Annotated in this window: 24 protein-coding genes; 5 read left to right on the top strand and 19 right to left on the bottom strand. The window is 63.4% G+C overall.

Annotation, left to right across the window (positions count from 1 at the left end; genetic code table 11):
• Positions 1-34 precede the first annotated feature (34 nt).
• A complete protein-coding gene (locus DBIPINDM_RS28755; protein WP_258589367.1) occupies positions 35-763 on the top strand; it encodes an amino acid ABC transporter ATP-binding protein in 729 nt (242 codons plus the stop codon).
• Between the two features lie 240 nt (positions 764-1003).
• A protein-coding gene (locus tag DBIPINDM_RS28750; protein WP_416361717.1) for an IS630 family transposase occupies positions 1004-1965 on the top strand; the annotation gives its coding sequence in 2 pieces (ribosomal slippage) (positions 1004-1342 and positions 1345-1965; 960 coding nt in all).
• 6 nt (positions 1966-1971) lie between these two features.
• On the opposite strand, the gene DBIPINDM_RS28745 is transcribed toward DBIPINDM_RS28750, so the two are convergent.
• The 19 genes from DBIPINDM_RS28745 to DBIPINDM_RS28655 form a co-directional block, all read right to left on the bottom strand.
• Entirely contained in the window at positions 1972-2508 is a 537-nt protein-coding gene (locus DBIPINDM_RS28745) for a type II toxin-antitoxin system ParD family antitoxin (RefSeq protein WP_258582362.1), read from the bottom strand.
• An 80-nt stretch (positions 2509-2588) separates the two neighbouring features.
• Positions 2589-4571: a tetratricopeptide repeat protein gene (locus tag DBIPINDM_RS28740; RefSeq protein WP_258582361.1), complete on the bottom strand. Its 1983-nt coding sequence runs from the start codon at positions 4569-4571 to the stop codon at positions 2589-2591.
• A gap of 100 nt (positions 4572-4671) precedes the next feature.
• Complete coding sequence (locus tag DBIPINDM_RS28735; protein WP_258582360.1) at positions 4672-5451, bottom strand: ABC transporter ATP-binding protein; 780 nt, start codon at positions 5449-5451, stop codon at positions 4672-4674.
• Between the two features lie 10 nt (positions 5452-5461).
• Positions 5462-6496: a FecCD family ABC transporter permease gene (locus DBIPINDM_RS28730; RefSeq protein WP_258582359.1), complete on the bottom strand. Its 1035-nt coding sequence runs from the start codon at positions 6494-6496 to the stop codon at positions 5462-5464.
• Positions 6497-6759: 263 nt separating this feature from the next.
• A complete protein-coding gene (locus tag DBIPINDM_RS28725; RefSeq protein ID WP_258582358.1) occupies positions 6760-7809 on the bottom strand; it encodes an ABC transporter substrate-binding protein in 1050 nt (349 codons plus the stop codon).
• Between the two features lie 259 nt (positions 7810-8068).
• Entirely contained in the window at positions 8069-8833 is a 765-nt protein-coding gene (locus tag DBIPINDM_RS28720; protein ID WP_258582357.1) for a substrate-binding domain-containing protein, read from the bottom strand.
• Between the two features lie 193 nt (positions 8834-9026).
• Positions 9027-10142, bottom strand: a complete 1116-nt coding sequence (locus DBIPINDM_RS28715; protein ID WP_258582356.1) for an alkene reductase — start codon at positions 10140-10142, stop codon at positions 9027-9029.
• 42 nt (positions 10143-10184) lie between these two features.
• Positions 10185-10475, bottom strand: a complete 291-nt coding sequence (locus DBIPINDM_RS28710) for an ArsR/SmtB family transcription factor (protein ID WP_013894257.1) — start codon at positions 10473-10475, stop codon at positions 10185-10187.
• A 168-nt stretch (positions 10476-10643) separates the two neighbouring features.
• Positions 10644-11342, bottom strand: a complete 699-nt coding sequence (locus DBIPINDM_RS28705) for an RES family NAD+ phosphorylase (RefSeq protein WP_258582355.1) — start codon at positions 11340-11342, stop codon at positions 10644-10646.
• Entirely contained in the window at positions 11336-11746 is a 411-nt protein-coding gene (locus DBIPINDM_RS28700; RefSeq protein ID WP_027030275.1) for an MbcA/ParS/Xre antitoxin family protein, read from the bottom strand. The genes DBIPINDM_RS28705 and DBIPINDM_RS28700 overlap by 7 nt, the downstream gene beginning before the upstream one ends.
• A gap of 66 nt (positions 11747-11812) precedes the next feature.
• Positions 11813-12148 carry a hypothetical protein gene (locus DBIPINDM_RS28695; protein ID WP_258582354.1) on the bottom strand — a complete coding sequence of 112 codons (336 nt, stop codon included), beginning with the start codon at positions 12146-12148 and terminating at the stop codon, positions 11813-11815.
• Positions 12149-12298: 150 nt separating this feature from the next.
• Positions 12299-13732 carry an aldehyde dehydrogenase family protein gene (locus DBIPINDM_RS28690; RefSeq protein WP_258582353.1) on the bottom strand — a complete coding sequence of 478 codons (1434 nt, stop codon included), beginning with the start codon at positions 13730-13732 and terminating at the stop codon, positions 12299-12301.
• A gap of 176 nt (positions 13733-13908) precedes the next feature.
• Complete coding sequence (locus DBIPINDM_RS28685; RefSeq protein WP_258582352.1) at positions 13909-14292, bottom strand: ACT domain-containing protein; 384 nt, start codon at positions 14290-14292, stop codon at positions 13909-13911.
• A gap of 26 nt (positions 14293-14318) precedes the next feature.
• Complete coding sequence (locus tag DBIPINDM_RS28680) at positions 14319-14786, bottom strand: GNAT family N-acetyltransferase (RefSeq protein ID WP_258582351.1); 468 nt, start codon at positions 14784-14786, stop codon at positions 14319-14321.
• Positions 14787-15272: 486 nt separating this feature from the next.
• Complete coding sequence (locus tag DBIPINDM_RS28675) at positions 15273-16013, bottom strand: SDR family oxidoreductase (RefSeq protein WP_258582350.1); 741 nt, start codon at positions 16011-16013, stop codon at positions 15273-15275.
• Positions 16014-16047: 34 nt separating this feature from the next.
• Positions 16048-16632, bottom strand: a complete 585-nt coding sequence (locus DBIPINDM_RS28670; protein ID WP_258582349.1) for an NAD(P)H-binding protein — start codon at positions 16630-16632, stop codon at positions 16048-16050.
• 7 nt (positions 16633-16639) lie between these two features.
• Positions 16640-17629 carry an aldo/keto reductase gene (locus DBIPINDM_RS28665; protein WP_258582348.1) on the bottom strand — a complete coding sequence of 330 codons (990 nt, stop codon included), beginning with the start codon at positions 17627-17629 and terminating at the stop codon, positions 16640-16642.
• A gap of 52 nt (positions 17630-17681) precedes the next feature.
• Positions 17682-19100, bottom strand: coding sequence for an MFS transporter (locus DBIPINDM_RS28660; protein ID WP_258582347.1), 1419 nt, complete (start codon positions 19098-19100; stop codon positions 17682-17684).
• Positions 19101-19116: 16 nt separating this feature from the next.
• On the bottom strand, positions 19117-19512 hold the full coding sequence (locus DBIPINDM_RS28655) for a cupin domain-containing protein (RefSeq protein WP_202327308.1): 396 nt from the start codon (positions 19510-19512) through the stop codon (positions 19117-19119).
• 153 nt (positions 19513-19665) lie between these two features.
• Here DBIPINDM_RS28655 and DBIPINDM_RS28650 point away from each other — a divergent pair, with 153 nt between their 5' ends.
• The 3 genes from DBIPINDM_RS28650 to DBIPINDM_RS28640 all read left to right on the top strand — a co-directional run bounded on the left by DBIPINDM_RS28650 (position 19666) and on the right by DBIPINDM_RS28640 (position 22633).
• Entirely contained in the window at positions 19666-20562 is an 897-nt protein-coding gene (locus DBIPINDM_RS28650; protein WP_258582346.1) for a LysR family transcriptional regulator, read from the top strand.
• Between the two features lie 692 nt (positions 20563-21254).
• Positions 21255-21632 carry an ester cyclase gene (locus DBIPINDM_RS28645; protein WP_258582345.1) on the top strand — a complete coding sequence of 126 codons (378 nt, stop codon included), beginning with the start codon at positions 21255-21257 and terminating at the stop codon, positions 21630-21632.
• 500 nt (positions 21633-22132) lie between these two features.
• Positions 22133-22633, top strand: coding sequence for a helix-turn-helix domain-containing protein (locus tag DBIPINDM_RS28640; protein WP_258582344.1), 501 nt, complete (start codon positions 22133-22135; stop codon positions 22631-22633).
• The last annotated feature ends 50 nt before the right edge of the window (positions 22634-22683 follow it).

Here is a 22683-nt window from a genome sequence, read left to right as displayed (position 1 = left end):
GACTATGACCAAAGCGGGCATGACCAAGACCGGCATGATCGACTTTCGCGGCGTCAACAAATGGTTCGGCGCGCTGAATGTGCTGAAGGACATCACGCTGAGCGTCGAGCCGCGCGAAGTGGTCGTCGTCTGCGGCCCGAGCGGCTCCGGCAAGAGCACGCTGATCCGCTGCATCAACGGCCTGGAGACGATCAAGGATGGCGACCTCGTCGTCGACGGCCAGCGTGTTGGCGACTCCGCCACCAACATGACGCAGCTGCGCACCGAGATCGGCTTCGTCTTCCAGTCTTTCAACCTCTATCCGCACAAGACCGCGCTCGAAAACGTCACGCTCGCCCCGATCCATGTCCGCAAGATCCCGCCCGCCGAGGCTGAAAAGGCCGGCCGCGACTTGCTGGCCAAGGTCGGCCTCGCCGACAAGGTCAACGCCTATCCGGCACAACTTTCCGGCGGCCAGCAGCAGCGCGTGGCGATCGCGCGCTGCCTCGGCATGCGGCCGAAAATCATGCTGTTCGACGAACCGACCTCCGCCCTCGACCCCGAGATGATTTCCGAAGTGCTCGATGTCATGGTCGCCGTCGCCGAGGAAGGCATGACCATGATGGTGGTGACGCATGAGATGGGCTTTGCCCGCAAGGTCGCCCAGCGCGTGGTGTTCATGGACGCCGGCGCCATCGTCGAAAGCGGCACGCCCGACGAATTCTTCTCGCACCCCAAGACAGACCGCAGCCGCGCTTTTCTGAGCAAGATTTTACGGCATTGAATCGTGCGGCCTAGCGTTTTCCCTTCTGCGCCCTCGGATCGATATTAGAGCAATTCCAGGAAAAGTGTGAACGGTTTTCCGTCCGGAATTGCGTCAAAACAAAGAGTTAGAGCGGTTCGCCGTTTCCGTGAAACGGTGAACTGCTCTAGAGCGGGATGAATTGAGCCTGAATCGACGGCGGATTCCCTTGGGCAGGCAAATCTGATTCAACATGCTGGCTGGGCAAGGAGGCCAGCATGGATGGGCAAGCCTTATTCGATGGATCTTCGCGAACGGGTTGTTGCGTCGGTTGAGCGGGAGGGGCTGTCGCGGCGGCAGGCGGCAGTGCGCTTTGGGGTTGGTATCAGTACCGTCATCAGATGGGTAAGCCGCTTGCGCGAAACGAGCAGCCTTGCGCCCGGCAAGATGGGTGGGCACAGGCCGAAGAAGATTGCCGGTGAGCATCGGGACTGGCTTCTGGCGCGCTGCCGGGCCGCTGATTTCACGCTACGCGGACTGGTGGCCGAACTGGCCGAGCGCGGCCTGAAGGTCGATTACCGCTCGGTATGGGAGTTCGTCCACGCCGAGAAGCTCAGTCACAAAAAAAGACGCTGATCGCGGCTGAGCAGGATCGCCCCGATGTGGCGCACAGGCGGGCACAGTGGGCAAAGTATCAGGACCGCATCGATCCTTCCCGCCTGGTGTTCATCGACGAGACCTGGACCAAGACAAACATGGCGCCGCTCAGGGGATGGGCACCGCGCGGCGAGAGGATCAAAGCCAAGGTACCGCACGGCCATTGGAAGACCATGACCTTCTTGGCGGCGCTACGCCACGACCGTGTCGATGCGCCATGGCTCATCGACGGACCAATCAACGGCGAGCGGTTCCAGCTCTATGTCGACAAGGTTCTCGTCCCAACCCTCAAGCCCGGCGACATCGTCGTCATGGACAATCTCGGCTCGCACAAGAGCAAGGCCGTGCGCCGCGCCATCCGCTCGGCCGGCGCCAAGCTGTTTCTCCTGCCGAAATACTCGCCCGACCTGAACCCCATCGAGAAGCTCTTTGCAAAGCTCAAGCATTGGCTGCGCAAGGCGGCCAGGCGAACCATCGATGCAGTCTGCAATGCCATCGGACAAATCCTCGGCACCGTCAATTCAATCGAATGCAGGAATTACTTCATCGAGGCCGGGTATGCCCAACCTAAAGTCATCCCGCTCTAGCGGTGCTCACCTGGCATGCTTGGCCCGCATCTTGCTCAGGAATGCAGTGCTGTCGAAAGCAACAGGTGCCCCAGAGCGTTCGCCGGCAATGAGAGCGTTCTCCAACGCGCGGACTTGGTCCCCTTCGAGTAAGCGCAAGCGAGACGATGTATCCTGCAGTCGATAAAACCGGCCAAGGCTCGCATAATTCTTGCGCGGGCCTTTGACCCGCCACGCCTCGGCCCATTCGTCAGGCCCGCGAAAGAAGAAACGCCCGACATAGAGATCGGCGCCGCAGGGATGGCGGACGGTCTGCACCGCCTTCGGCTCCAGCTCGATGAAGTCTTGGCCATCCGCGTGTAGGATGTGCACCGAACTCTCGCCCGACTCAAGCTGGTAGCGCCTGCTTGCCGGCATTTCGCGGGAACCGATCCGCATGATGCCATGCTCGCTGAAGGCATCAGCCGTGACCACGGCGTCGCCGGCGAAGCGGTAGGTCTCGCCGGTCAGGAAATCGATCATCGTGCGGCGGACTTTCCAGTCGCCGACAAGGCTGCCTGTCATTGCCTTCCCTGCCCTGTCATCGGGATCAATCGCACGTCTTCGGTCAAATGGATGTGCGTGTCCATGAAGCGACGCGCCGCTCACGGCGCCTTGCCCATGACGCGCAGCGCGGTCGTCGCAGCCGGATATTCGATGAAGTCCCGAGGACACCCGCCGAGCGCGAGGCGGTAGAGCCGCAGGGACTCCTCCTCGCGATGCTGCAGCCGCAGGAATTCCGCCGTGTAGAAATTCGCCTCGCACACCTGCTCGTTTTTTTTCGTCAAATTGGGATCGTTGGCCGCGGCGAGCGCCGCCTCGGGCGTCTGCTCTCCCAGCAGCATGCGCACCAGCGGCGCCGGCCATTTCGTCATGTCGACCTTGGCGTCGCGCAGGATGCTCGGCTGCCCGTTGCGGCGCCGCGCCAGATCCGCCCAGATCGCATAATAGGCATCCTTCGGCAGGATCTGGGCGCCCAGTTCAAGGTCGGCCTGCGCCCTTGCCGGCGGCCCAAGGTAGAACTGTGCGATGCCCCGGCTCTGATAGACACCCGCATGTTTCGGGCTGAGGCGCACCGCTTCATTGTAGTCGGCGAAAGCGTCGCTGTAGCTGGTCTTGTAGAGGTTGGCGAGGCCGCGCATTTCATAGGCGGTGGCGTAATTGGCGTCGAGGTGGATCGCCTGATCACAGTCGGCGATCGCGCCGTTGTATTCGCCTTTGTAGATGCGCGTGCGAGCCCGCCCGAGATAGGCGCTTGCATAGTCCGGATTAAGTGCAATCGCTCGATCGTAGTCGGCGATGGCGTAGTTGAACTGAGCTTTCCGGGCCCAGGCCGCCCCGCGGTTCTTGTAGGCCCTGGCGTATGCAGGATCGGCGAGGATCGCCAGATTGAAGTCCGCCAGGGCGCGGTCGTATTCACCCTTGTCCATCAGCGCCAGGCCCCGGTTATCGTAAGGCTGCGCATATTTGGGATCGATGGCGATCGCCTGGTCGTAGTCCGATATGGCACGGTCGAGATCGCCCTTGTCCGACCACGCCAGGCCGCGATTGTTGTAGGCCCTGGCGTAGGTCGGATCGAGGCTGATCGCCTTGTCGAAATCCGCTATGGCGCGATCGGCGTCGTTCTTCTGCGACCACGTCCAGCCACGATCATTATAGGCTACCGCATCTCTGGGATCGACATCGATGGCCTGCCCGTAATCCGCAACGGCACGATCATAGTCCTTCTTGCCGAACCACAAATCACCACGATTGCGGAAGGTCTCGGCGTCCCTCGGATCGATCCTGATGGCCTCGTCGTAGTCTGAAATGGCGCGATCGGTGTCGCCCCGCTTGACCCAGGCATCAGCGCGCCAGCGATAGGCATCGACATGCTTCGCGTCGAGGCTGATCGCCTGGCTGTAGTCTGCTATGGCGCGTTCCGGATTGCCCTTGGAGGTCCAGGCCAGCCCGAGATTGAAATACAGATCGGGATTCTCGGGATCGAGAAACACCGCCTGGCTGTAGCCGGTGATGGCGCTGTCATAGTCGCCCTTGCGCAGATACGCATTGCCGAGAAGGTTATAGACATCGCTGGTTTGCGGTTCGAGACTGATCGCCTTGTTGAAATCGGCGATCGCGCGGTCTTCGTCGCGCTTCTGGCCGTGCCAGATCAGGCCCCGGTTGGCATAGGCAAGGGAGAATTGCGGATTGAGCTCTATCGCCCTGCTGTAGTCGGCGAGCGCCCGGTCATAGTCCTTCTTGTGGCTCCAGCTCAGGCCACGATTGTTGAAGGCATCGGCGTCCTTGGGATCGAGCTCGATCGCTTTGTCGTAATCCGATATGGCGCGGTCGTATTCGCCGGTCGCGTCCAACGCATTGCCGCGATCGAAATAGGCAATGGCCTGGTCAGCCGGCGACGTCGCCTTGTCCTCCAGCACGCTGGTGCAGGCAGCAATCCGCTTGGCAGTGTCAAGTTTGTCGTTAGCGCAATCATCCAGGCGGCTGTCGGCCGCCAGGACGGGAGCGCCGAGTGCCAGCAGTATGGCAGCGCCAGCCAGAGTCCGCCGCGCCCCCGCAGCCAATCGCAGAAATCTATGAAGCATCATGTCAGCGGTATCTGGATCATGTCTGGCGATTGTTGGCCCTATACCGACTTGATCAGGCAAATTCTTGATCGCCGCAAGTCACCGTAACAAAGAAATCCGATCAGCCAGGCCCCACATCCGCCACGCAAGCGACGTGGCCGCCCGCGCGGATGGGGCGAATCGGCACACCATAGGCGCGTGACAGCACCGCCTCGGTGAGGATCTCTTCCGTCGGCCCAAGCACCGGCGGATGGTCAGGCGACAGGACCAGCGTGCGGTCTGCCAGCGCATAGGCGTGGTCGGGCGCGTGAGAGGTGAAGATGACGGCCAGGCCGCCGGCGGCGAGCCGGCGCATCAGCGCCAGGAAGCGGGCCTGGTTGGCGAAGTCGAGATGCGCGGTCGGCTCGTCCAGGATCATCAGCTTCGGCGCCTGCACCAGCACGCGCGCGATCTGCACCAGTTGGCGTTCGCCGCCGCTGATCTCGCTGTAGGCGGCATCGATCAGATGGGGAATGCCGAGCGTCGCCAGCGCCTCGCGGGTCATCCGCGCCGCCTCGTCGCCCGGCGCGTCGAACGGGCCAAGATGCGGCGCGCGCCCCATCTCGACCACGGTGCGCACCGAGAAGGCGAAGACCGTCTCGTAGCTCTGCGGCACCAGCGCCAGCAGCCGCGCGATCGCCGCGCGCGACAGCGATGCGATTGGCTGGCCTTCCAGTTGCATGGAGCCGGCGCTCGGCGCCGAGAGCCCGGCCAGGCAGCGCAGCAGCGTCGATTTGCCAACGCCATTCGGGCCGAGCACGCAGACCACCTCGCCGGCCGCGACATCGAGGCTGATGCCGGAAAACACCGGACTCGCGCGGCCGGGATAGGAAAAGCCGAGATCGGCGGCAGCCAGGATCATGATGAACCCATCATGCCCAGCCCAACCTGCCGCGCCCGAGCAGCAGCATGAACACCGGCGCGCCGATCAGCGCGGTGAGGATGCCGAGCGGCACTTCGGCCGCTGTCACCGTGCGGGCAACGTCGTCGATGATCAGCAGATAGCAGGCGCCGAGCGACAAGGTCGCCGGCAGCAGGCGGCGGAAATCCGGCCCGACGAGGATGCGGGCGAAATGCGGGATGACCAGCCCGACCCAGCCGATGATGCCGCTGATCGACACAGCCGAGGCCGCGATCAGCGTCGACAGCAGGATCATCACCAGCCTGAGCCGCGCAACCTCGACGCCCATGATGCGGGCCTGCTCGTCGCCCATCGCCAGCACGTTCAGCCGCCAGCGCAGGGCGAGCAGCCCGGCGACGCAAGGAATGGTGACGACCAGCACCGGCACGAGGTCTGATGTCGAGACAGAAGAGAGCGAGCCGAGCAGCCAGAACTCGATGACCGGCAGTTTGGAATTGGGGTCGGCGACATATTTCAGCAGCGACAGAAGCGCCGTGAACAGCGAACCGACAATGATGCCGCCCAGCACCAGCGCGATGGTCGAGTTCAGCCGGAAGAAGCGGTTCATGGCAAAGCACATCGCCACCGCCAGCAGCCCGAAGGCAAAGGCGCAGGCCTGCGTCGCGTAGCGCTCGCCGAAGAGCAGGATCGCCACCGCCGCGCCAAAGCCGGCGCCGGCCGAAACGCCGAGCGTGAACGGCGACACCAGCGGATTGCGGAACACGCCCTGATAGCAAGCGCCGGCAAGCGCCAGCCCGCCGCCAACGACCATGGCAGCAAGCACACGCGGCAGCCGCACATCGAGCACCACGGAGCCAACCACCGGCGGCCAGTCCTGCGCGATCGGCAGGAATTGCGCGGCGATGACCTTGATGACGGTGATGGGTTCGACGGGGTAGCGGCCGAGCAGGAAGGAGAGCAGGAAGAGGATGGTGGGCAGTGCGATGAGCAGGATGGTTGCGAGGCTGCGGGGGGACTTGCTGGTTGGTGGTTCGAGCCCGGGCACGGATTTAATGCCTCATGCCGCCGGCAGCACGGGCGTGCATTCCTTTTCTATCGTTTGCGCTGCCCCTCATTGCCCTGCCGGGCATTTCTCCCCGTAAACGGGGAGAAAGAAGCTGTGCCGCTGCCGGCGCCCTTCTTGCAAGGAAGGTGATTGGCGAAGCCATGGACAAGAGCGTCTTTCTCCCCGTCACTATACGGGGAGAAATGCCCGGCAGGGCAATGAGGGGCAGCGCGGCGCTCATAGTTGGCCTCGCAACGCCGCTCTCAATTCGGCCCGCTATACTTCTGCCCATAAAACTTCCGATAATACGCATCGGCCTGCTTCTGCATGTCGATGTCGGCGAAGCGCTCGGGGTAAAGCTTCTTCGCCATCCACAATTCGCCCAGCGCCAAAGCTTCCGGCAGCGGATAGCCCCACGGCTTCACATATTCTGGCGTGATGTAGAGACGCTTGTTCTCGACCGCGTCGACATGCTGCCAGGCGGCACTCTTCTTGATCTCGTCGGCCACCGGCGCGTAGCGGTCCTGCACGAAGACCACCTGCGGGTTCCAGGCCAGCACATCCTCCATCGACACTTTTGTGGCGCCGCGCACGCCCGCCGCGACATTGACACCACCGGAGCGCCTCATGATGACGCCGGTGTATTTGCCCGAGCCGTAAGTGTTCATGTCGGGGTTGGCCATGTAGAGCTTCACCCGCTCGGCATCGGGGATCGAGGCGACGCGCTCTTCCACCTGCTTGCGTAGGGCAAAGGCATAGTCGATCAGCTGGTCGGCCCGCTCGCGCTTGCCGACGATGTCGCCGATCAGCCGCACGCCGATCTTCAGGCCTTCCGAGTAAGCAACGTCGTCATCGGCGAAGGTCGGGTTGAGTTTTGGCGCCTCGACGCCCTCGCCCTTCGACAGCGAGATCGCCACCACCGGCAGCCCGGCCTGCGACAGCTGCTCGATCATCGCCGGCGGCGCGTAATTGGTGACGAAGACGACATCGGGCTTCAGCTTCAGCACCTCCTCGACATTGGCGGTCGAGAGGTCGCCCGGCATCGGCAGGCTGGCGAGCCGCGGTGCGTATTTGTCGAGCCCGGGAATGAGCTTTGGCCAGGTGCGCAACACGCCGACGATTTTGTCGGCGGCGCCGAGCTCGACCAGTATGTCGAGCGTCTGGTGCTGCAGCACGACGATGCGCTCGACCTTGTCCGGGACGGTCACCGTGCGGTTGAGCTGGTCGGTGACGGTACGCGCAACCGCTGGCGGCAAGGCCATTAGCGAGGAGATCAAGGCAAAGGCGAGCACAGAGCCGCGACGCAGATTCATTGGGGGCCTCTCAAGGCGCATTCGATGTGTTCGCATGCATATAGCGTTGGTTGGAGTGCGGCAAGCTCATCCGGCAGGCCGTCGCGTGCGCCTTCCCTTCTCCCCTTTGTTTGGACCGGAGACATCGCGAACAGGTGTGCGAGGACATCGCGAACAGTTTTGCGCTTTTGCGCGAGGGGGTTCGGGATGCCATTCGAGGACAGAAGCGCGATGTCTCCGGTCCAAACAAAGGGGAGAAGGGAAGAACGGCCGCGTCAGCTCACATCCCTTGCGGCAGCGCCACCGGCAAAAACCCGAAATCGCGCAAGATCCCCTGCCCGACCGACGAGAGAATAAACAGCGCCAGTGCCTGTCCTGCCGGCGAACACCCTTCCAGCGTCGCCAGCCCATATTCCGGCACGACATTCACGGTCGCCGGAATGTCCACGATGTCGACACCCTCGGCCTCCTGCGCCAGCCCTTTCAGGCCTGTACGAGAACCGAGGAAGACATGGGCGGTGCCGGCGGCAAGTGCTGCCGCGATCGGGTCGTAGCGGCCGGGAATGTTTGATGTTTCCGAGCCGCCGACCAGCTTCTGCGCCTTGGCGTCGAGCAGCGCGAAGCTGCCGGGCCGCGCCTGGTCGATGCGCCGGAAGATCGCCCAGGCATAGTCACCGGAGGGATCTTTCAGCGGCGTCGAGGTGGCGATACCGATCGTGGGATCAAGCAGCCTCTCGACGAAATTCCTCGTGGTGAAGCCGGCGTCGCGGCGCACGGCGGCGGCCATGGTGTTGCGGGCGAAGACCACCGCCGGCCGCGCCAGCTTCAGCTCGGCAAGCCGGGCCGGATGGGCAAAGCTCGCCGAGAGAAAAATGTCGGGCCGCTCGCCAGCCTCGATGCGCTCGCGCAGCAGGCCGGCGGGGCCAAGCCGTGTCTCGGCGGTCATGCCTGAAATCGACTGGAAAGCCGAGACCAGCGACGGCAAGACATGGCGCAGGCTGCCGGCCGCATAGATCATGACCACGGCTTTTTTCGCTGGCGCCATTTCTTGAACCTCTGCCTCGAACCGGCAGACGTTATATCTGTTGAAAAATAGCGTTGCCTTGCATCGCGTCTGTACGCCGTCTCGGCGGAATGTTCAATCCGGTCGCGGATCGGGCGTGATGGCCGACCGGCTCCCATGGGGAGCCGGCTGCCTTGTGAGGAGGCGTAAGATCAGATCGTCGGGGATAGGCGGCTCAGGCCGCCGTCGGGTAGTCCGTATAGCCCCTGGCGTCTCCGCCATAGAACGTCGCCTTGTCCGGATCGTTCAGTCCGGCATTGCGCTTCAGCCGGCTGACGAGGTCGGGATTGGCGATGAACAGCTTGCCGAACGCGACAAGGTCGGCATAGCCGTATCCGACAGCCTTTTCGGCCAGTTCCTTGTCGTAGCCATTGTTCACCAGCCAGGCGCCAGTGCCGCCGGCCTTGCGATAGGTGGCCTTCAGTTCTTCGTAGTCAAACGGCCCGTCGCCCTGGCTGAAGTCGCGCGCCCCACCGGTCGCGCCCTCGACGATATGGATATAGGCGAGGCCGCGGCTGCCCAGGCCGGCCACCACATGATTGAACAGCGGCTGCGGATCGGCATCCGAGGTGTCGTTGGCGGGAGTCACCGGGGACAGCCTGATCCCCGTCCTGCCGGCGCCGACGGCGCCCGTGACAGCGTCGACCACCTCGAACAGGAAGCGCGTCCGGTTCTCGATCGAGCCGCCATACTCATCGGTACGATGATTGGTGCCCGAGCGCAGGAACTGGTCGATGAGATAGCCATTGGCGCCATGGATCTCGACGCCGTCGAAACCCGCTACCTCGATCGCCGCCTTGGCGGCGCGGCAGAAATCCTCGACGATGCCGGGAAGTTCGGCGGCATCGAGCGCGCGCGGCTCGGAGGTCTCGGCGAACTCGCCGCTGCCATCCGGCTTGACCAGGAACGTCTTGGAGTTTGCCCTGATCGCCGACGGCGCCACCGGCTTGCCGCCACCGGGCTGCAACGTCGTGTGCGAGATGCGTCCGACATGCCAGAGCTGCACGACGATCTTGCCGCCGGCCTTGTGAACGGCATCGGTGACACGCTTCCAGCCGGCCAGCTGATCCGCGCCATAGAGGCCGGGCACGTTGGCATAGCCCTGGCCCTGATGGCTGATGGCGGTGGCCTCGGTCACGATCAGGCCAGCCGTGGCGCGCTGGCTGTAATAGGTCACCGAGAGGTCGCCGGGCACCGCATTGGGCGAGCGGTTACGCGTCAGCGGCGCCATGACGATGCGGTTCGCCAGCGCGAGATCACCGGCCCGCAAGGGATCAAAGAGGGTAGCCATGAGAAATGCCTTTCATGCATTTTTGGGGGATGGGGAGGATCGTCAGAGATCGGACAAGGCGGCCTGGAAGGCGGCGATGGTTTCTTCGTTGCGCTTGTAGAACACCCATTGGCCGACCCGCCGCGTCGTCACGAGGTCGGCCGACGCCAGTGTCGCCAGATGTGCCGAGACGCTGGACTGCGCCAGGCCGCGATGGTCGAACTGGCTGGCGCAGACGCCCATTTCGAGCGGATGCGCCTGCGCGGCGAAGTGCTGTTCAGGCTCCTTCAGCCACGCCAGGACATCGCGTCGGAACGGATGCGCCAGTGCCTTCAATATGATGTCGTGGTCCATCTTCACCTCGCATCGATCTCAACCGATATATAGATCGGGTAGAGACGATATGGCAGGAAATCCATGCCATTGTTGATGGCGATCGGAGAACATTGCTCTCTGGGCATGGCACGAACCGGAATGACGCCGCCGGGCGCAAGCCTTTCCAACGAATGCGCCGCTATCCCATCAGGTGACCGAAAGCACCTTGCCCGTGTCGTGCTGGCGCACGAAATCCACGCGCTTGCCGTCCCAGTGGTAGCTGTAGTGCCGGCCCTGCACCGGAACGGGGATGACGTCGGGCCAGAAGATGCCGATGCCTTGGCCCTCAGGCATGCGCACGCTGTTCCACACCAGCCCGTCGCTGCCTTGCGCCCGCAGCGCCCGCCCTTCGGCCTGCGAGGCGGTGTAGTCGTCGGGGTCGAGCACGCCGGGCACCGCGTTGACGTCATCGAGGTCGCGGTCGACGCTGCCGATCAGCACGCGAAAGTCCGCCGTCCAGCCCGGGTCCTCATTGGTCGCACGCATGAAATTCTGGTGGTGGTGGATGGTTTCGGCCAGCGCCACATCCTCGCTGTCGCCGGCATAATAGAGGCCGTAGCTGCCATCCGAGAAGCGGCGGGGCCGCAGCGTCGAACAATGCACGAAGGGCGCCATGACGAAGCTGGCGCCAGGGCCGGACACCCGCCTTGCGGCCGTAACCTTGCCGAGGTCGCCGATCTCCAGCCGGATGCGCGGGTTGGTCTTCTCCTCCACCGAGGCCAGTGCCTCCCAGTCGCGCGGATCGGCAATGTCCTCGAAGAGGTCGATCGGCGGATGGATGGAGCGGATGATGCGAAACGTCTGGTGCCAGTGGACGCGGCGCCGGACCGCGAGCCCACTCACCATGCACCACGCTCCGCATCGAGCCATTCGCGCATCGCGGCAAGGTCGGAGATTTCGCCGCGCAGCATCAGGTCGAGCGCCGACTGGCCGCCGAAAGTGGCATTGGGCTTGCGGATCCAGGCATAGCCGCGCGCCGGCTCGGTGAAGAGATAGCGCAGGCCCTTGTGGATGCCCATCAGATGCGCCATGCGGGTGCGCAGGTCGCGGTCGATGCGGCCGATGCCGCCCTCCTTCCAGCGCGCCCAGGTCCGTGCCGACATGCCACCGAGCAGGATGCAAGCCTCCAGATCGGTGAGGTTCCACGCCTTGAACAGATTGACCGTGGTGCGCGCCAGGGCGCCCGCCTCTTCCTCCGAAATGGCTGACCCGACCGTGGCCGGCGTGGTGACGATGGACTGAAGCTGCATTGTGCTCACCTCTGCTATTGGCAGAGATATAGCACGTATTTGCCAATTGGCAAGAAGCGCTGAAAATCAGGCTTCTGGAATGGTGGCGGCGCGAGGTAAGATTCCGCACCGCTCCTTTGCATAATCCCAAGCGGAAAAAGGCGGATCGACCCGTCGCCCGGGCGGTGTCTTGATGAACGGGTCCAAGCCAAACAAACTGTATGTCTCAAACCGCTGTTCGGCGGTTGCTCCCGGTTTGAAAGCATTTTCCAGTTCGCCGTCTACTATGGCGCGGCAATGCTCCACCGCCTCTTCGTAAGTTGCGAATTGTCCGTCCAAATACCGATGACTCTCGTCACGATAATGGAAATTATCGTCGACGAAGACCTGGTAGAGACTCTCGTTGGGCTCTGACTTTTCCACCTTCGGCTCATCCGCGGTTCGTGCAGGAAACACCCAGGAATTTCCGCAACACCATCATAAATGGTCGGTGGCCGGCTGCAACCAAAGCTCAATCCCTCCGTCCATGCGGGAAGGTCAGCGCGCCGCATGAGCGGCGCGCTGCATTGGCATTTACTCAGCCGCCTCATATCCCGCGATGCCCTTGATCTCGAGGAAATCCTCGAGCCCGTATTCGGCGTATTCGCGGCCATTGCCCGACTGCTTGTAGCCGCCAAAGGGCAGGCCGGCGTCCCAGGTCGGGTAGTTGATGTAGACATTGCCCGAGCGCATGCGTGCCGCCACGTCGCGGGCCTTCTGGATGTCCTTGGCCTGGATGTAGGAGGCAAGGCCGTAGACGGTGTCGTTGGCCTGCTCGACCGCCTGTTCGACCGTGTCGTAGGGCAGGATCGCCAACACCGGCCCGAAGATTTCTTCGCGCGCGATGCGCATGTCGTGGGTGACGTCGGCGAACACGGTCGGCCTGATATAGTAGCCGCGGTTGAGTTCGGCAGGGCGGCCGGGGCCGCCGGCGACCAGTGTCGCACCCTCGTCGATGCCGCTCTGGATCAGGTCCTGGATCTTGTCGAACTGGATCTGGCTGACAACAGGACCAAGCTTGGTGTTGGCGCCGTCGGCGGGCCCGACCACGAACTTTTCCGCTGCCGCCTTGGCATAGCCCGCCGCTTCGTCATGGCGATCGCGCGGCACGAACATGCGGGTCGGCGCATTGCAGGACTGGCCGCTATTGCCGAAGCAGCCGGCGACGCCCTTGCTGACGGCGGTGGCGAGGTCGACATCCGGGAACAGGATGTTGGCCGACTTGCCGCCCAGTTCCTGATGCACGCGCTTGACCGTGTCGGCGGCGGCCTTGGCCACCAATATGCCGGCCCGGGTAGAACCGGTGAACGACATCATGTCGATGTCGGGATGGCTGGACAGCGCCTGGCCGACAACGGGGCCATCGCCATTGACGAGGTTGAACACGCCCTTCGGCACGCCCGCCTCGTCGATGATCTCGGCGAAGATGATGGCGTCGAGCGGCGCGATTTCCGATGGCTTCAGCACCATGGTGCAGCCGGCGGCGAGCGCGGGGGCGACCTTGCAGGTGATCTGGTTCAGCGGCCAGTTCCACGGCGTGATCAGGCCGACGACGCCGATCGGCTCCTTGACGATCAGCGCGCTGCCCTTGACGTGACGGAACTGGAAGCTCTTCAGCACCTCAGCCATTTTGGTCAGATGCGCCAGCCCAACGCCGACCTGGCTGTCGAGCGCCATCTGGCGTGGCGCGCCCATCTCGCGCGACACGGCAAGCGCCAGATCCTTCGAGCGCTTCTTGTAGACCTCGATGATGCGGTTCAGGATATCGAGGCGCTCTTCCACCGAGGTGAAGCCGAATGTGTTGAAAGCGCGCTTGGCGGCGGCCACCGCCTTGTCGACATCGGCCTTGGAGCCGAGCGAGATCTGCGCGAAGGCATCCTCGTTCGAGGGATCGATGACATCGAGCGTGTTGGGCACTTCAGGATCGACCCACGCGCCATCGATATAGAACTGCAGATTGTGTGACATGGTTTTCTCCTTGGGGGTGCCGCAAGGCCGTTCCGGCCGTGATATCCAGCTAGAGATAACGATGCACAAACCGCGCTGTCAAACGCAACCCCCGAAGTGGTTGAGCCAGCGCGCCAGTGATTGAGCCAGAGGCGTTGGGCCAGCGAACCCAGCCGTTTTCGATGGCGTGGGATGAATTACAGCAGTGTGTGTCCTGCCTCGACCAGATGCCGTCTCGCCGCATCTTGATCCGCCGCTTTCACCAGCAGGTGATCGCCATCGAAGGTGGACACCACGAAGATGCCCAGCCCGCTTTCCGACAGCGGCTGGATGACCGACAACACGATGCCGGTTTCGTCGAAAGCAAAGGGCCCCTGCAATTTGAAGACGACCCAGTCGCCATCGTGCTTGACCGTGCCTGGAACGCGATCCTGCAGGCACGTGATCGAAAGCTCGTCGTCGGTCCTGGTGATGCTGACGAAGCCCGGCCCGTCCGCCCAGCCGGGAATGCCGTCGCCCGCTCCGAGCCGCGAAATCGCGTACGACCCGGGAAGTTGCTTCAATTTGACCCTGGCAGCCATCGTCGTATCCATGCCTCCGATTGCCGCTATCGCGTCAATCTCTTGCTCATATAGACCGTCATGCCGCCCATGAACGGCTCCTCCCGGTCGATCGTATAGCCATGCCTTTTGTACAACAACACGTTGGCCTCGAACGCGCCATTGGTCAGCAGGCGCAGCTCGGGGCGGCCGGCCTCGAACGCCTTCCGCTCCGCCCGCTCCAGCAGCAGCCGGCCGATGCCCCTGCCCTGCGCCTCTGGCGACACGCAGACATTCTCGATCCACAGGTGATCGTCGGCCAGCATGGTTTCGATCATCCCGACAATGCGGCCATCCGCGACGGCGAGCTCGAACGGGTGCTCGGCAACGGCCTTGTCGTAATCGGCGCGCATCGGCAGCGGCTCGCGGCCGATCACCGGCACCCACTTCGCATAGGCCGCGTGCACGATGTCCCTGATCGCTGCGGCGTCAGCGGGTTCGGCCGGCCGAAACCGGATGGAATTGTTTGTCATCACAATGCTCCAGGCATGAAAACCCCGCCGGCGTTGTCGCGGGCGGGGCTGGAAACGAACGAACCGGATTTATTGTGCCGGCCCTTGTCGTCGCGCAATCAGCTTGCCGCTCCGCACTGTGCGGCGGCGTCGGTTGGCGATGGCGAGCGCGGGAACGAACATGGCGCCAAGCTGGCGCGGGAAAGGTGCAACTGTCAAGATTTGGAGATTTGCGGCGCCCCCGACTTCGTCATCCACGGGCGGAGCAAGGAGCGAAGCGACGCGGCGCAGACCCGAGGATCCATGCCGCGACCTCAAAGCGTTGCCACGGTTCGGAATCCTGCTCCGCTGCACCTGTCAGCAAGGTCGCGGCATGGATCCTCGGGTCTCCGCGACGCCGCTACGCGGCTGCTCCGCCCGTGGATGACGAAGTGTCGGGCGTTTCCGCCAATCGCTAAAGGCATACGGCACGGCTAGACGCGCGCGCCCTCAAAGGTGCACGCCGAGGTGCTAGTACTCCTGCGCTGTCGGCCGGAACAGGATCTCGTTGATGTCGACCTCGTCGGGCTGGCTCATGGCGAAGACCACCGTCCTGGCGAAGGAATCGGCTGGGATGGCCACCCGATCATAGAGCGCGCGCACGCCCTCGGCGACATCGGGCTCGGTGACGCTGTCGGGCAGTTCCGTCGCCACGGCGCCCGGCGAGATGATGGTGGTGCGGATGTTGTAAGGTTTCACTTCCTGCCGCAGCCCTTCGGAGATGATGCGCACCGCGTGCTTGGTCGCGGCATAGACCGCGCCGCCCGGCCCGACCTTGTGGCCCGCGACCGAGGAGACGTTGATGATGTGGCCGCTCTTCTGCGTCTTCATATGCGGCAATGCGGCGGCGATGCCGTAAAGCACGCCCTTGATGTTGACGTCGATCATCCGGTCCCAGTCCTCGACCTTGCCGCGCTCCAGCGGCGAATGCGGCATCAGCCCGGCATTGTTGATGATGACGTCGACACGGCCATGCGTCTTCACCGCATGGTCGACGAGGCGTCGGACCTGACCGACATCGGTGACGTCGGTCTGCATGATGGCGTCCTTGCCGAGCGAAAGCTCAGCGGCCAGTGCCTCGAGCCGGTCGAGGCGGCGCGCGCCCAGCACCAGCTTCGCGCCCTCCTTCGCCAGCAGCCGTGCGGCGGCTTCGCCGAGCCCACTGCTGGCGCCGGTGATGACGACGACCTTGCCCTTGATGTTATCTGTCATGATGATGTCCTTTCCTGTGGGTTCGCGGCACGTCTCATGATCGGCTGACCCCAAGGCTGCTGCGAGAATGCAGACCAGGCGATCCCGCCAGCTTGACGATCAGGTCGGACAGGCTGTTCAGCGAGACATCATGCCCCCTGAAAGCCTCGCCCTTCTGCGTGATCTGGTAGTCGACCGCTTGGTCGTGTGTGAACCAGCCTGGCCGAAGGATGGTGAAGTCGAGATCGGATTGTTCGACCAGCGCCGCTGAATCCCTATAGGGGTCGAGAATGCCGCGGTACCGCTCGCCGGGCACCTCGCCATAGATGCCCATCGAGGAGATGAAGATCAGCCGCTTGACGCCGGTGGCATGCATCGCGTCGATGATCGCGCCAGCCTGCCGCGCCATGTCGCCGGCAAGATTGGCGTAGACCACATCCTGCCCCTGCATGGCAGCCAGCAGCGTGGCTTCATCGAGCACGTCGCCCTCGACGATCGCCACCCGGTCAGGGTTGGGATTGGCGAGCCGGCTGGCCCGCCTGAGATAGAGCGTCAGCGCGACATCGGTGTCTTCGAGGAAAACCCGCGTCGTGTTGCGCGCCAGCTGGCCGTTGGCGCCGAGGATGAGAATTTTGGTCATCGCAGCCTCAGCGATCGATCCGTGCCGCCTGTTGCGGCGAATAGCGCTCTCCCTGCACGGCAATCGCCGAGACCGCGCTCTCGATGTTGGCAAGATCGTCCGCCGTCAGCGCGACGGTGGCCGATCCGATGTTCTCCTCGAGGCGATTGAGCTTGGTGGTGCCGGGGATCGGAACGATCCAGGGTTTTTGCGCCAGCAGCCAGGCGAGCGCGACCTGCGCCGGGGTCACCTTCTTCTGCGCCGCGATCGCGACGATCGCATCGACCAGCGCCTGGTTCGCCTTGCGGGCCTCCTCCGCAAAACGCGGCACGGTGTTGCGGAAGTCGCTGCTGTCGAACGTCGTGTCGGCGTTGATGGCGCCGGTCAGAAAACCCTTGCCCAGCGGGCTGAAGGGCACAAAGCCGATCCCCAACTCTTCGAGCACCGGCAGGATCGCCTCCTCGGGTTCACGCCACCACAGCGAGTATTCGCTTTGCAGGGCCGCAACCGGCTGCACCGCATGGGCGCGCCTTATGGTGCGCACGCCCGCTTCGGAGAGGCCGAAATGCTTCACCTTGCCTTGGCTGATCAAGTCCTTCACCGTCCCCGCCACCTCTTCGATCGGCACGACGGGATCAACGCGGTGCTGATAGAGAAGGTCGATGTGGTCGGTCCTCAGCCGCTTGAGCGAGGCCTCGACGACGTCGCGAATGTGCTGCGGCCGGCTGTCCATGCCCTCATGTCCGGCCGTGCCGGCGATGTCGATGCCGAATTTGGTGGCGATCACCACCTGGTCGCGGATCGGCTGCAACGCCTCGCCGACGACCTCCTCGTTCCTAAACGGCCCATAGACCTCCGCCGTGTCGAAGAAGGTGACGCCGCGCTCGAACGCCGAGCGGATCAGGCGGACGGCATCGGCCGTTTCCATCGGCGCCCCGTAGGACTGGCTCATTCCCATGCAGCCCAGCCCGATGGCCGAGACTTCGAGGCCGCTCTTTCCAAGTATGCGCTTTTGCATTGTCTTGCTCCTTTTCGATTCTTGTTGAGGGTCGCCGGCCCGCGTCCAGCGCTCAGGCGTTCGCCCCGCTGGCCACCGCCTGCACCGCCTTGCGGGGCCGCACGATCAGCGCGCAGACGAACAGCAGCGCCAGCGCCAGCATGGCCGAGCCGGCGGTGAGCGCGGTGCCGACGCGATAGGCGAGCAATTCGCGGCCATCGAGCGCACCGGCACCGATGGCGGCCACCGCGACAAGCACGCCGAGGCCGAGCGAATTGCCGAGCTGATGGGCGACATTGACGACGCCCGAGGCAGCACCGGCATCCCCAGGCGCAACGCCGGCAATGCCCGATGTGGTCAACGGGCTGAGCGCCATGCCTTGGCCGGCGCCGATCAGCACCATGGGCAGCGCCACCCCGGTCAGGTAGGCCGTGTCGAACGAGGCGCGGCTTAGCCAGGCCATGCCCAAGAGGCAGAGGGTCAGGCCGCCGGCGAGCAGCCGGCCATTGCCGAACCGGCGCGTCAGCTGCGGCACGACCATCGCCACGGCGAAATTCACCATGGTCATCGGCAGGAAGGCCATGCCGGTCAGCGACGCCCGGTAGTTGAGCACGCCTTGCAGATATTGCGTGGTGAAGAAAAAGAAGCCGATCATGGCGCCGAGGAACAGGATGCGGGCGGCATAGGCGCCGGCACGCTCGCGGCTGGCGAACAGCCTGAGCGGCATGATCGGCTGCCTTGCCTTCCACTCGTTGACGACAAAGATGCCAAGCAGCAGCACGGCACCCGCCAGCGACGCGATCGTGCCGGCATTCGTCCAGCCGGTGTCGGCCGAGCGGATAAAGCCGTAGACAAGCGCCGTCATGCCGACGGTCGAGGTCAGCGCGCCGACGATGTCGAGTTCACCGCCGCGCCGCTCCGTTTCCACGATGTACTTGCGCGCGGCGAGGATCATGGCGATGCCGATGGGCAGATTGATGAAGAAGCCGACGCGCCACGAGATCCAGTCGGCCAACACGCCGCCCAGCACCAGGCCGACGCTGGCCGCCACACCGGCCACCGCGCTGTAATAGGACACGGCGCGGGTCCGTTCGGGACCTTCGGCGAAAGTGGTCTGCAGCAGTGCCAGCGTCGAGGGCGCCAGGATGGCTGCGCCAAGACCCTGGATCGCCCGCGCGCTGATCATCCAGGCCGCCGATTGCGCCGCACCAATCGCCAGCGAGGCAAGCGTGAACAGGCCAAGACCGACGATCAGCATCAGCCTGCGGCCCAGAATGTCGCCCGCCCGCGCCCCGAGCAGCAGGAAGCCGCCAAAGGTCAACGTATAGGCGCTCTGCACCCAGGCCAGCCCGGCATCGGTAAAGCCGAGGCCTTGATGGATCCTGGGCAGGCCGGTGAGCACGATCGAGGTATCGAGCACGATCATCACATAGCTGACGAGGATGATCGCCAGGATGGCCGTCTTGTGCGGTGCGGTGGCGGGCGTGGACATCTGCTGGCTCCGGCGATCAGGCCTGGTATTGCGCGTCGCTGACATGCTCCATCCAGTCGACCGCCTTGCCGTCGAGCGCCTCCTGGATGGCGATGTGGGTCATGGCGGTGGTGGGCGCGGCGCCATGCCAGTGCTTTTCGCCAGGCTCGAAGCGGACCACGTCGCCCGGCCGGATTTCTTCTATCGGCCCGCCTTCGCGCTGCACGCGGCCGCAGCCGGCGGTGACGATCAGCAGTTGGCCGAGCGGATGGGTGTGCCACGCCGTGCGTGCGCCGGGCTCGAAAGTGACGGCATTGCCGGCGGCGCGAGCCGGCGCAATGGCCGCGAACAGCGGGTCGATGCGCACCGTGCCGGTGAACCAGTCGCCAGGGCCTTTGCCGGAGGCTTGCGAGCCGCTTCTCTTGATATCCATGGTTTTTCCCTTCTCGACGCCGGGCAGGACACTGCCAACGGCTTCCGGGGCCGCCGATTTCGGGCAGCCGATTGTGATGGAGCTTATTTAGCCCCTGCGATTGGCCTGGATTAGGTGCTATATCCGGCATAGGCTTATGAGAAGAGCTCATCAATGCCGCGAGACAATCTCAACGAGCTGACTGCCTTCCTCGCGGTTGCGCGCGAAAAAAGTTTTACCCGGGCGGCGGCACAGCTCGGTGTTTCGCAATCCGCGCTCAGCCACACGGTACGCGCGCTGGAGGAGCGGCTGGGCGTGCGGTTGCTCACCCGCACCACGCGCAGCGTCTCGCCCACGGAGGCCGGCGAGCGCCTGGTGCGCTCCGTCGGGCCAAGGCTCGACGAGATCGAGGCCGAACTCGCCGCGCTCAGCGCCTTGCGCGAAAAGCCCGCCGGCACCATCCGCATCACCGCCGGCGAGCACGCCGCCGATGCAATCCTGTGGCCGGCGATTGCCCCGCTGCTGCCGGATTACCCCGACATCAAGATCGAGATCATCGTCGACTACGGCCTGACCGATATCGTCGCCGAGCGCTATGACGCCGGCGTGCGGCTTGGCGAACAGGTGGCGCATGACATGATCGCGGTGCGCATCGGCCCCGACATGCGCATGGCAGTGGTCGGCGCGCCGGCCTATTTCGCCAGGCGGCCAAAGCCACGCATGCCGCAGGACCTGACCACCCACAATTGCATCAACCTGCGCCTGCCGACCTATGGCGGGCTCTATGCCTGGGAATTCGAAAAGGCCGGGCGCGAGTTGAAGGTGCGCGTCGAGGGCCAGTTGATCTTCAACACGGCAGGGCTGCGCATGAATGCGGTGCTCGACGGCCTCGGCCTTGCCTATCTGCCCGAGGACCAGGTGCACGCGCCGCTGGCCGACGGCCGGCTGGTGCGGGTGCTGGCCGACTGGTGCGCGCCCTTCCCCGGCTACCACCTCTATTACCCCAGCCGCCGCCAGGCGACGCCAGCCTTCTCGCTGCTGGTCGATGCGCTGCGGTATCGCGGCCGCTAAACACCACGTCGGGTCACCGCGAAACCACGTTATCATGCTGGCGGCCGCGTCCCGGCGCTGCCCCGGGCAATCCGAATCCGCATGATTTCAAGCAAAATAACCAGAAGCATCCGGCCTTGCTTGTTGGTCGACCCCACGTGTGATTACTTCCGATTGTTTTTAAAGCGTGAGGACAAAATGGCACGATGCATTCTCTTCAAAAGTGCTGGTCGCACTTGCGCGTCGTGGAGCGATCCGGCCACACACTGGTTTGGCAAGAACAAAATGACCCGCTTGGCGCTACTTGTCATCGTTGCTTCTGGTGTCGCGGGTTGCGCCTCGACAAGTTCGGATTGGACTATGCCGCCAGAGATGTACAAAGCGATGCAAACAGGGCTGAGGGACAACCCCGCCTACCGGCGACAGGCACTCGCAATGTGTATTCGGAGCCACGGTGCCCGGCGGTCGATGGCCGCCCCGGGGCACATCCCCGCAGAGAGCGTTTCACGCGCAAAATGCCAGCGGTTGCTGAGCAATGTCGCAAGAAACCGCCTGACGTATGGCGACTATAAGAAACTTGGCACGTAGGCCGAATGCTCTCGCAACCCGATTTTCTCTGAAGACATCCGGAGCCAAGATCCACCTGGACTGCGCCCGCAGTCGTTCTATCTTCCTGCCGGAACGTGATCTGACGAAACCCCGGAGCGATCGCCGTGACCGAAACCGACCTCTACCGAGGCTATATCGACTGCCTCAACAACCAGGATTGGCAAAGGCTGCATCGCTTCGTCCATGACGAGGTGCACTACAACAGTGAGCGGATCGGCCTGTCAGGCTACCGCGCCATGCTGGAGCGGGATTTCCAGGAAATCCCGGATCTCTATTTCGACGTCCAACTGCTGATCTCCGAACCACCCTTCATCGCCAGCCGCATCCAGTTCAACTGCACGCCAAGGGGAACCTTCTTCGGCCTGCCCATCAATGGCAAAAAGGTCTCCTTCAGCGAGAATGTGTTTTATGAATTTCTGAACGACCGGATCAGGAATGTCTGGTCGGTCATCGACAAGGCGGCCATCGAAGCGCAGCTCTGACGGCATATCGCAGCGCCTGCGCAAAGTCCCCATGAATCATGCCGGCTATCAGGGCAGTCGCCTCACGTTTTGAACTACCATTCTGCCAACGTTTGCGCCGCCCCTCACCTGCCTGCCGGCATCCTCTCCCCGTATAGTGACGGGGAGAGGGACAGCTCTCATTGACGGTTTCGAAAATCACCAGCGCCGCAAAAAGGGCGCCGAAGTTGCGGCCAGCGTCCAGCCGATAGATGGGTATGCGGAGCGTCGATCGTCTCGCGCCCTGAATTGACCGGCGAATTTTCTCCCGACTGCCTTCACGACAACCGACGGGATATCGAAAACGCGAGAGGCTCTGCACAAAGAGCGTTTTCGCGGCTGAGCTTCTGCTTGGCTATAGGGATGTCGGGTTCCGGTCAGGATTTCAGGAATCCACCATCCGTACACGGTTTCCGTGTTGGCGCTTGTAGAAGCACGAAAACCGTGTATGCTGAGCAGAGTGGCCCCAAGGAGATTCGATAATGATTTTTGACGCCGTAGGATATCGACGACTAGCAGGTGTTACTCAAGCCGAGATGGCAAGTCACATGCAGGTTCCGTTTAGAACTTACCAAGACATCGAAGCAGGGAAAGTCGAATTCCGGCCGATCCATCATCAGGCGGCACGAATGGCGCTTATCGCACTGGCCATACAGAAGGAGGACAGCTCGATCTTGCCGCCTGGCTTGGCGGATCTTGTGGTCGGTGCCGCCGACCTAGTTTGGGCTCGCGCGGCCGATATCGCGATCGCCAATTACCTAATTAGTGCCACTCCCGACAAAAACGGATGTCTTTCGATGCAGCTGTTGCACGACGAGTTAGCGTCACTCGGCCATCGGCCATCGGCAATAGAAAACGCGATCACCGGATATTGGAGAAGGATTGACATCACTCAGCCGACGCCAACGCCTATGCATGATGACGGAATGTTTCTAGTCAACAGTTCGCATATCGGCGAAATCATGCAGCGCGCTTCCAGCTAGGCTCGGGCCGGCACAACCGTTCGTAAAAATCGATCATTCCAACCAGAACA

The sequence above is a fragment of the Mesorhizobium sp. AR02 genome (assembly GCF_024746835.1).
In the GTDB taxonomy this organism is placed as follows: domain Bacteria; phylum Pseudomonadota; class Alphaproteobacteria; order Rhizobiales; family Rhizobiaceae; genus Mesorhizobium.
Note: the sequence above shows the minus strand (reverse complement) of the source record. Positions and strands in the feature narration are given on the sequence as shown.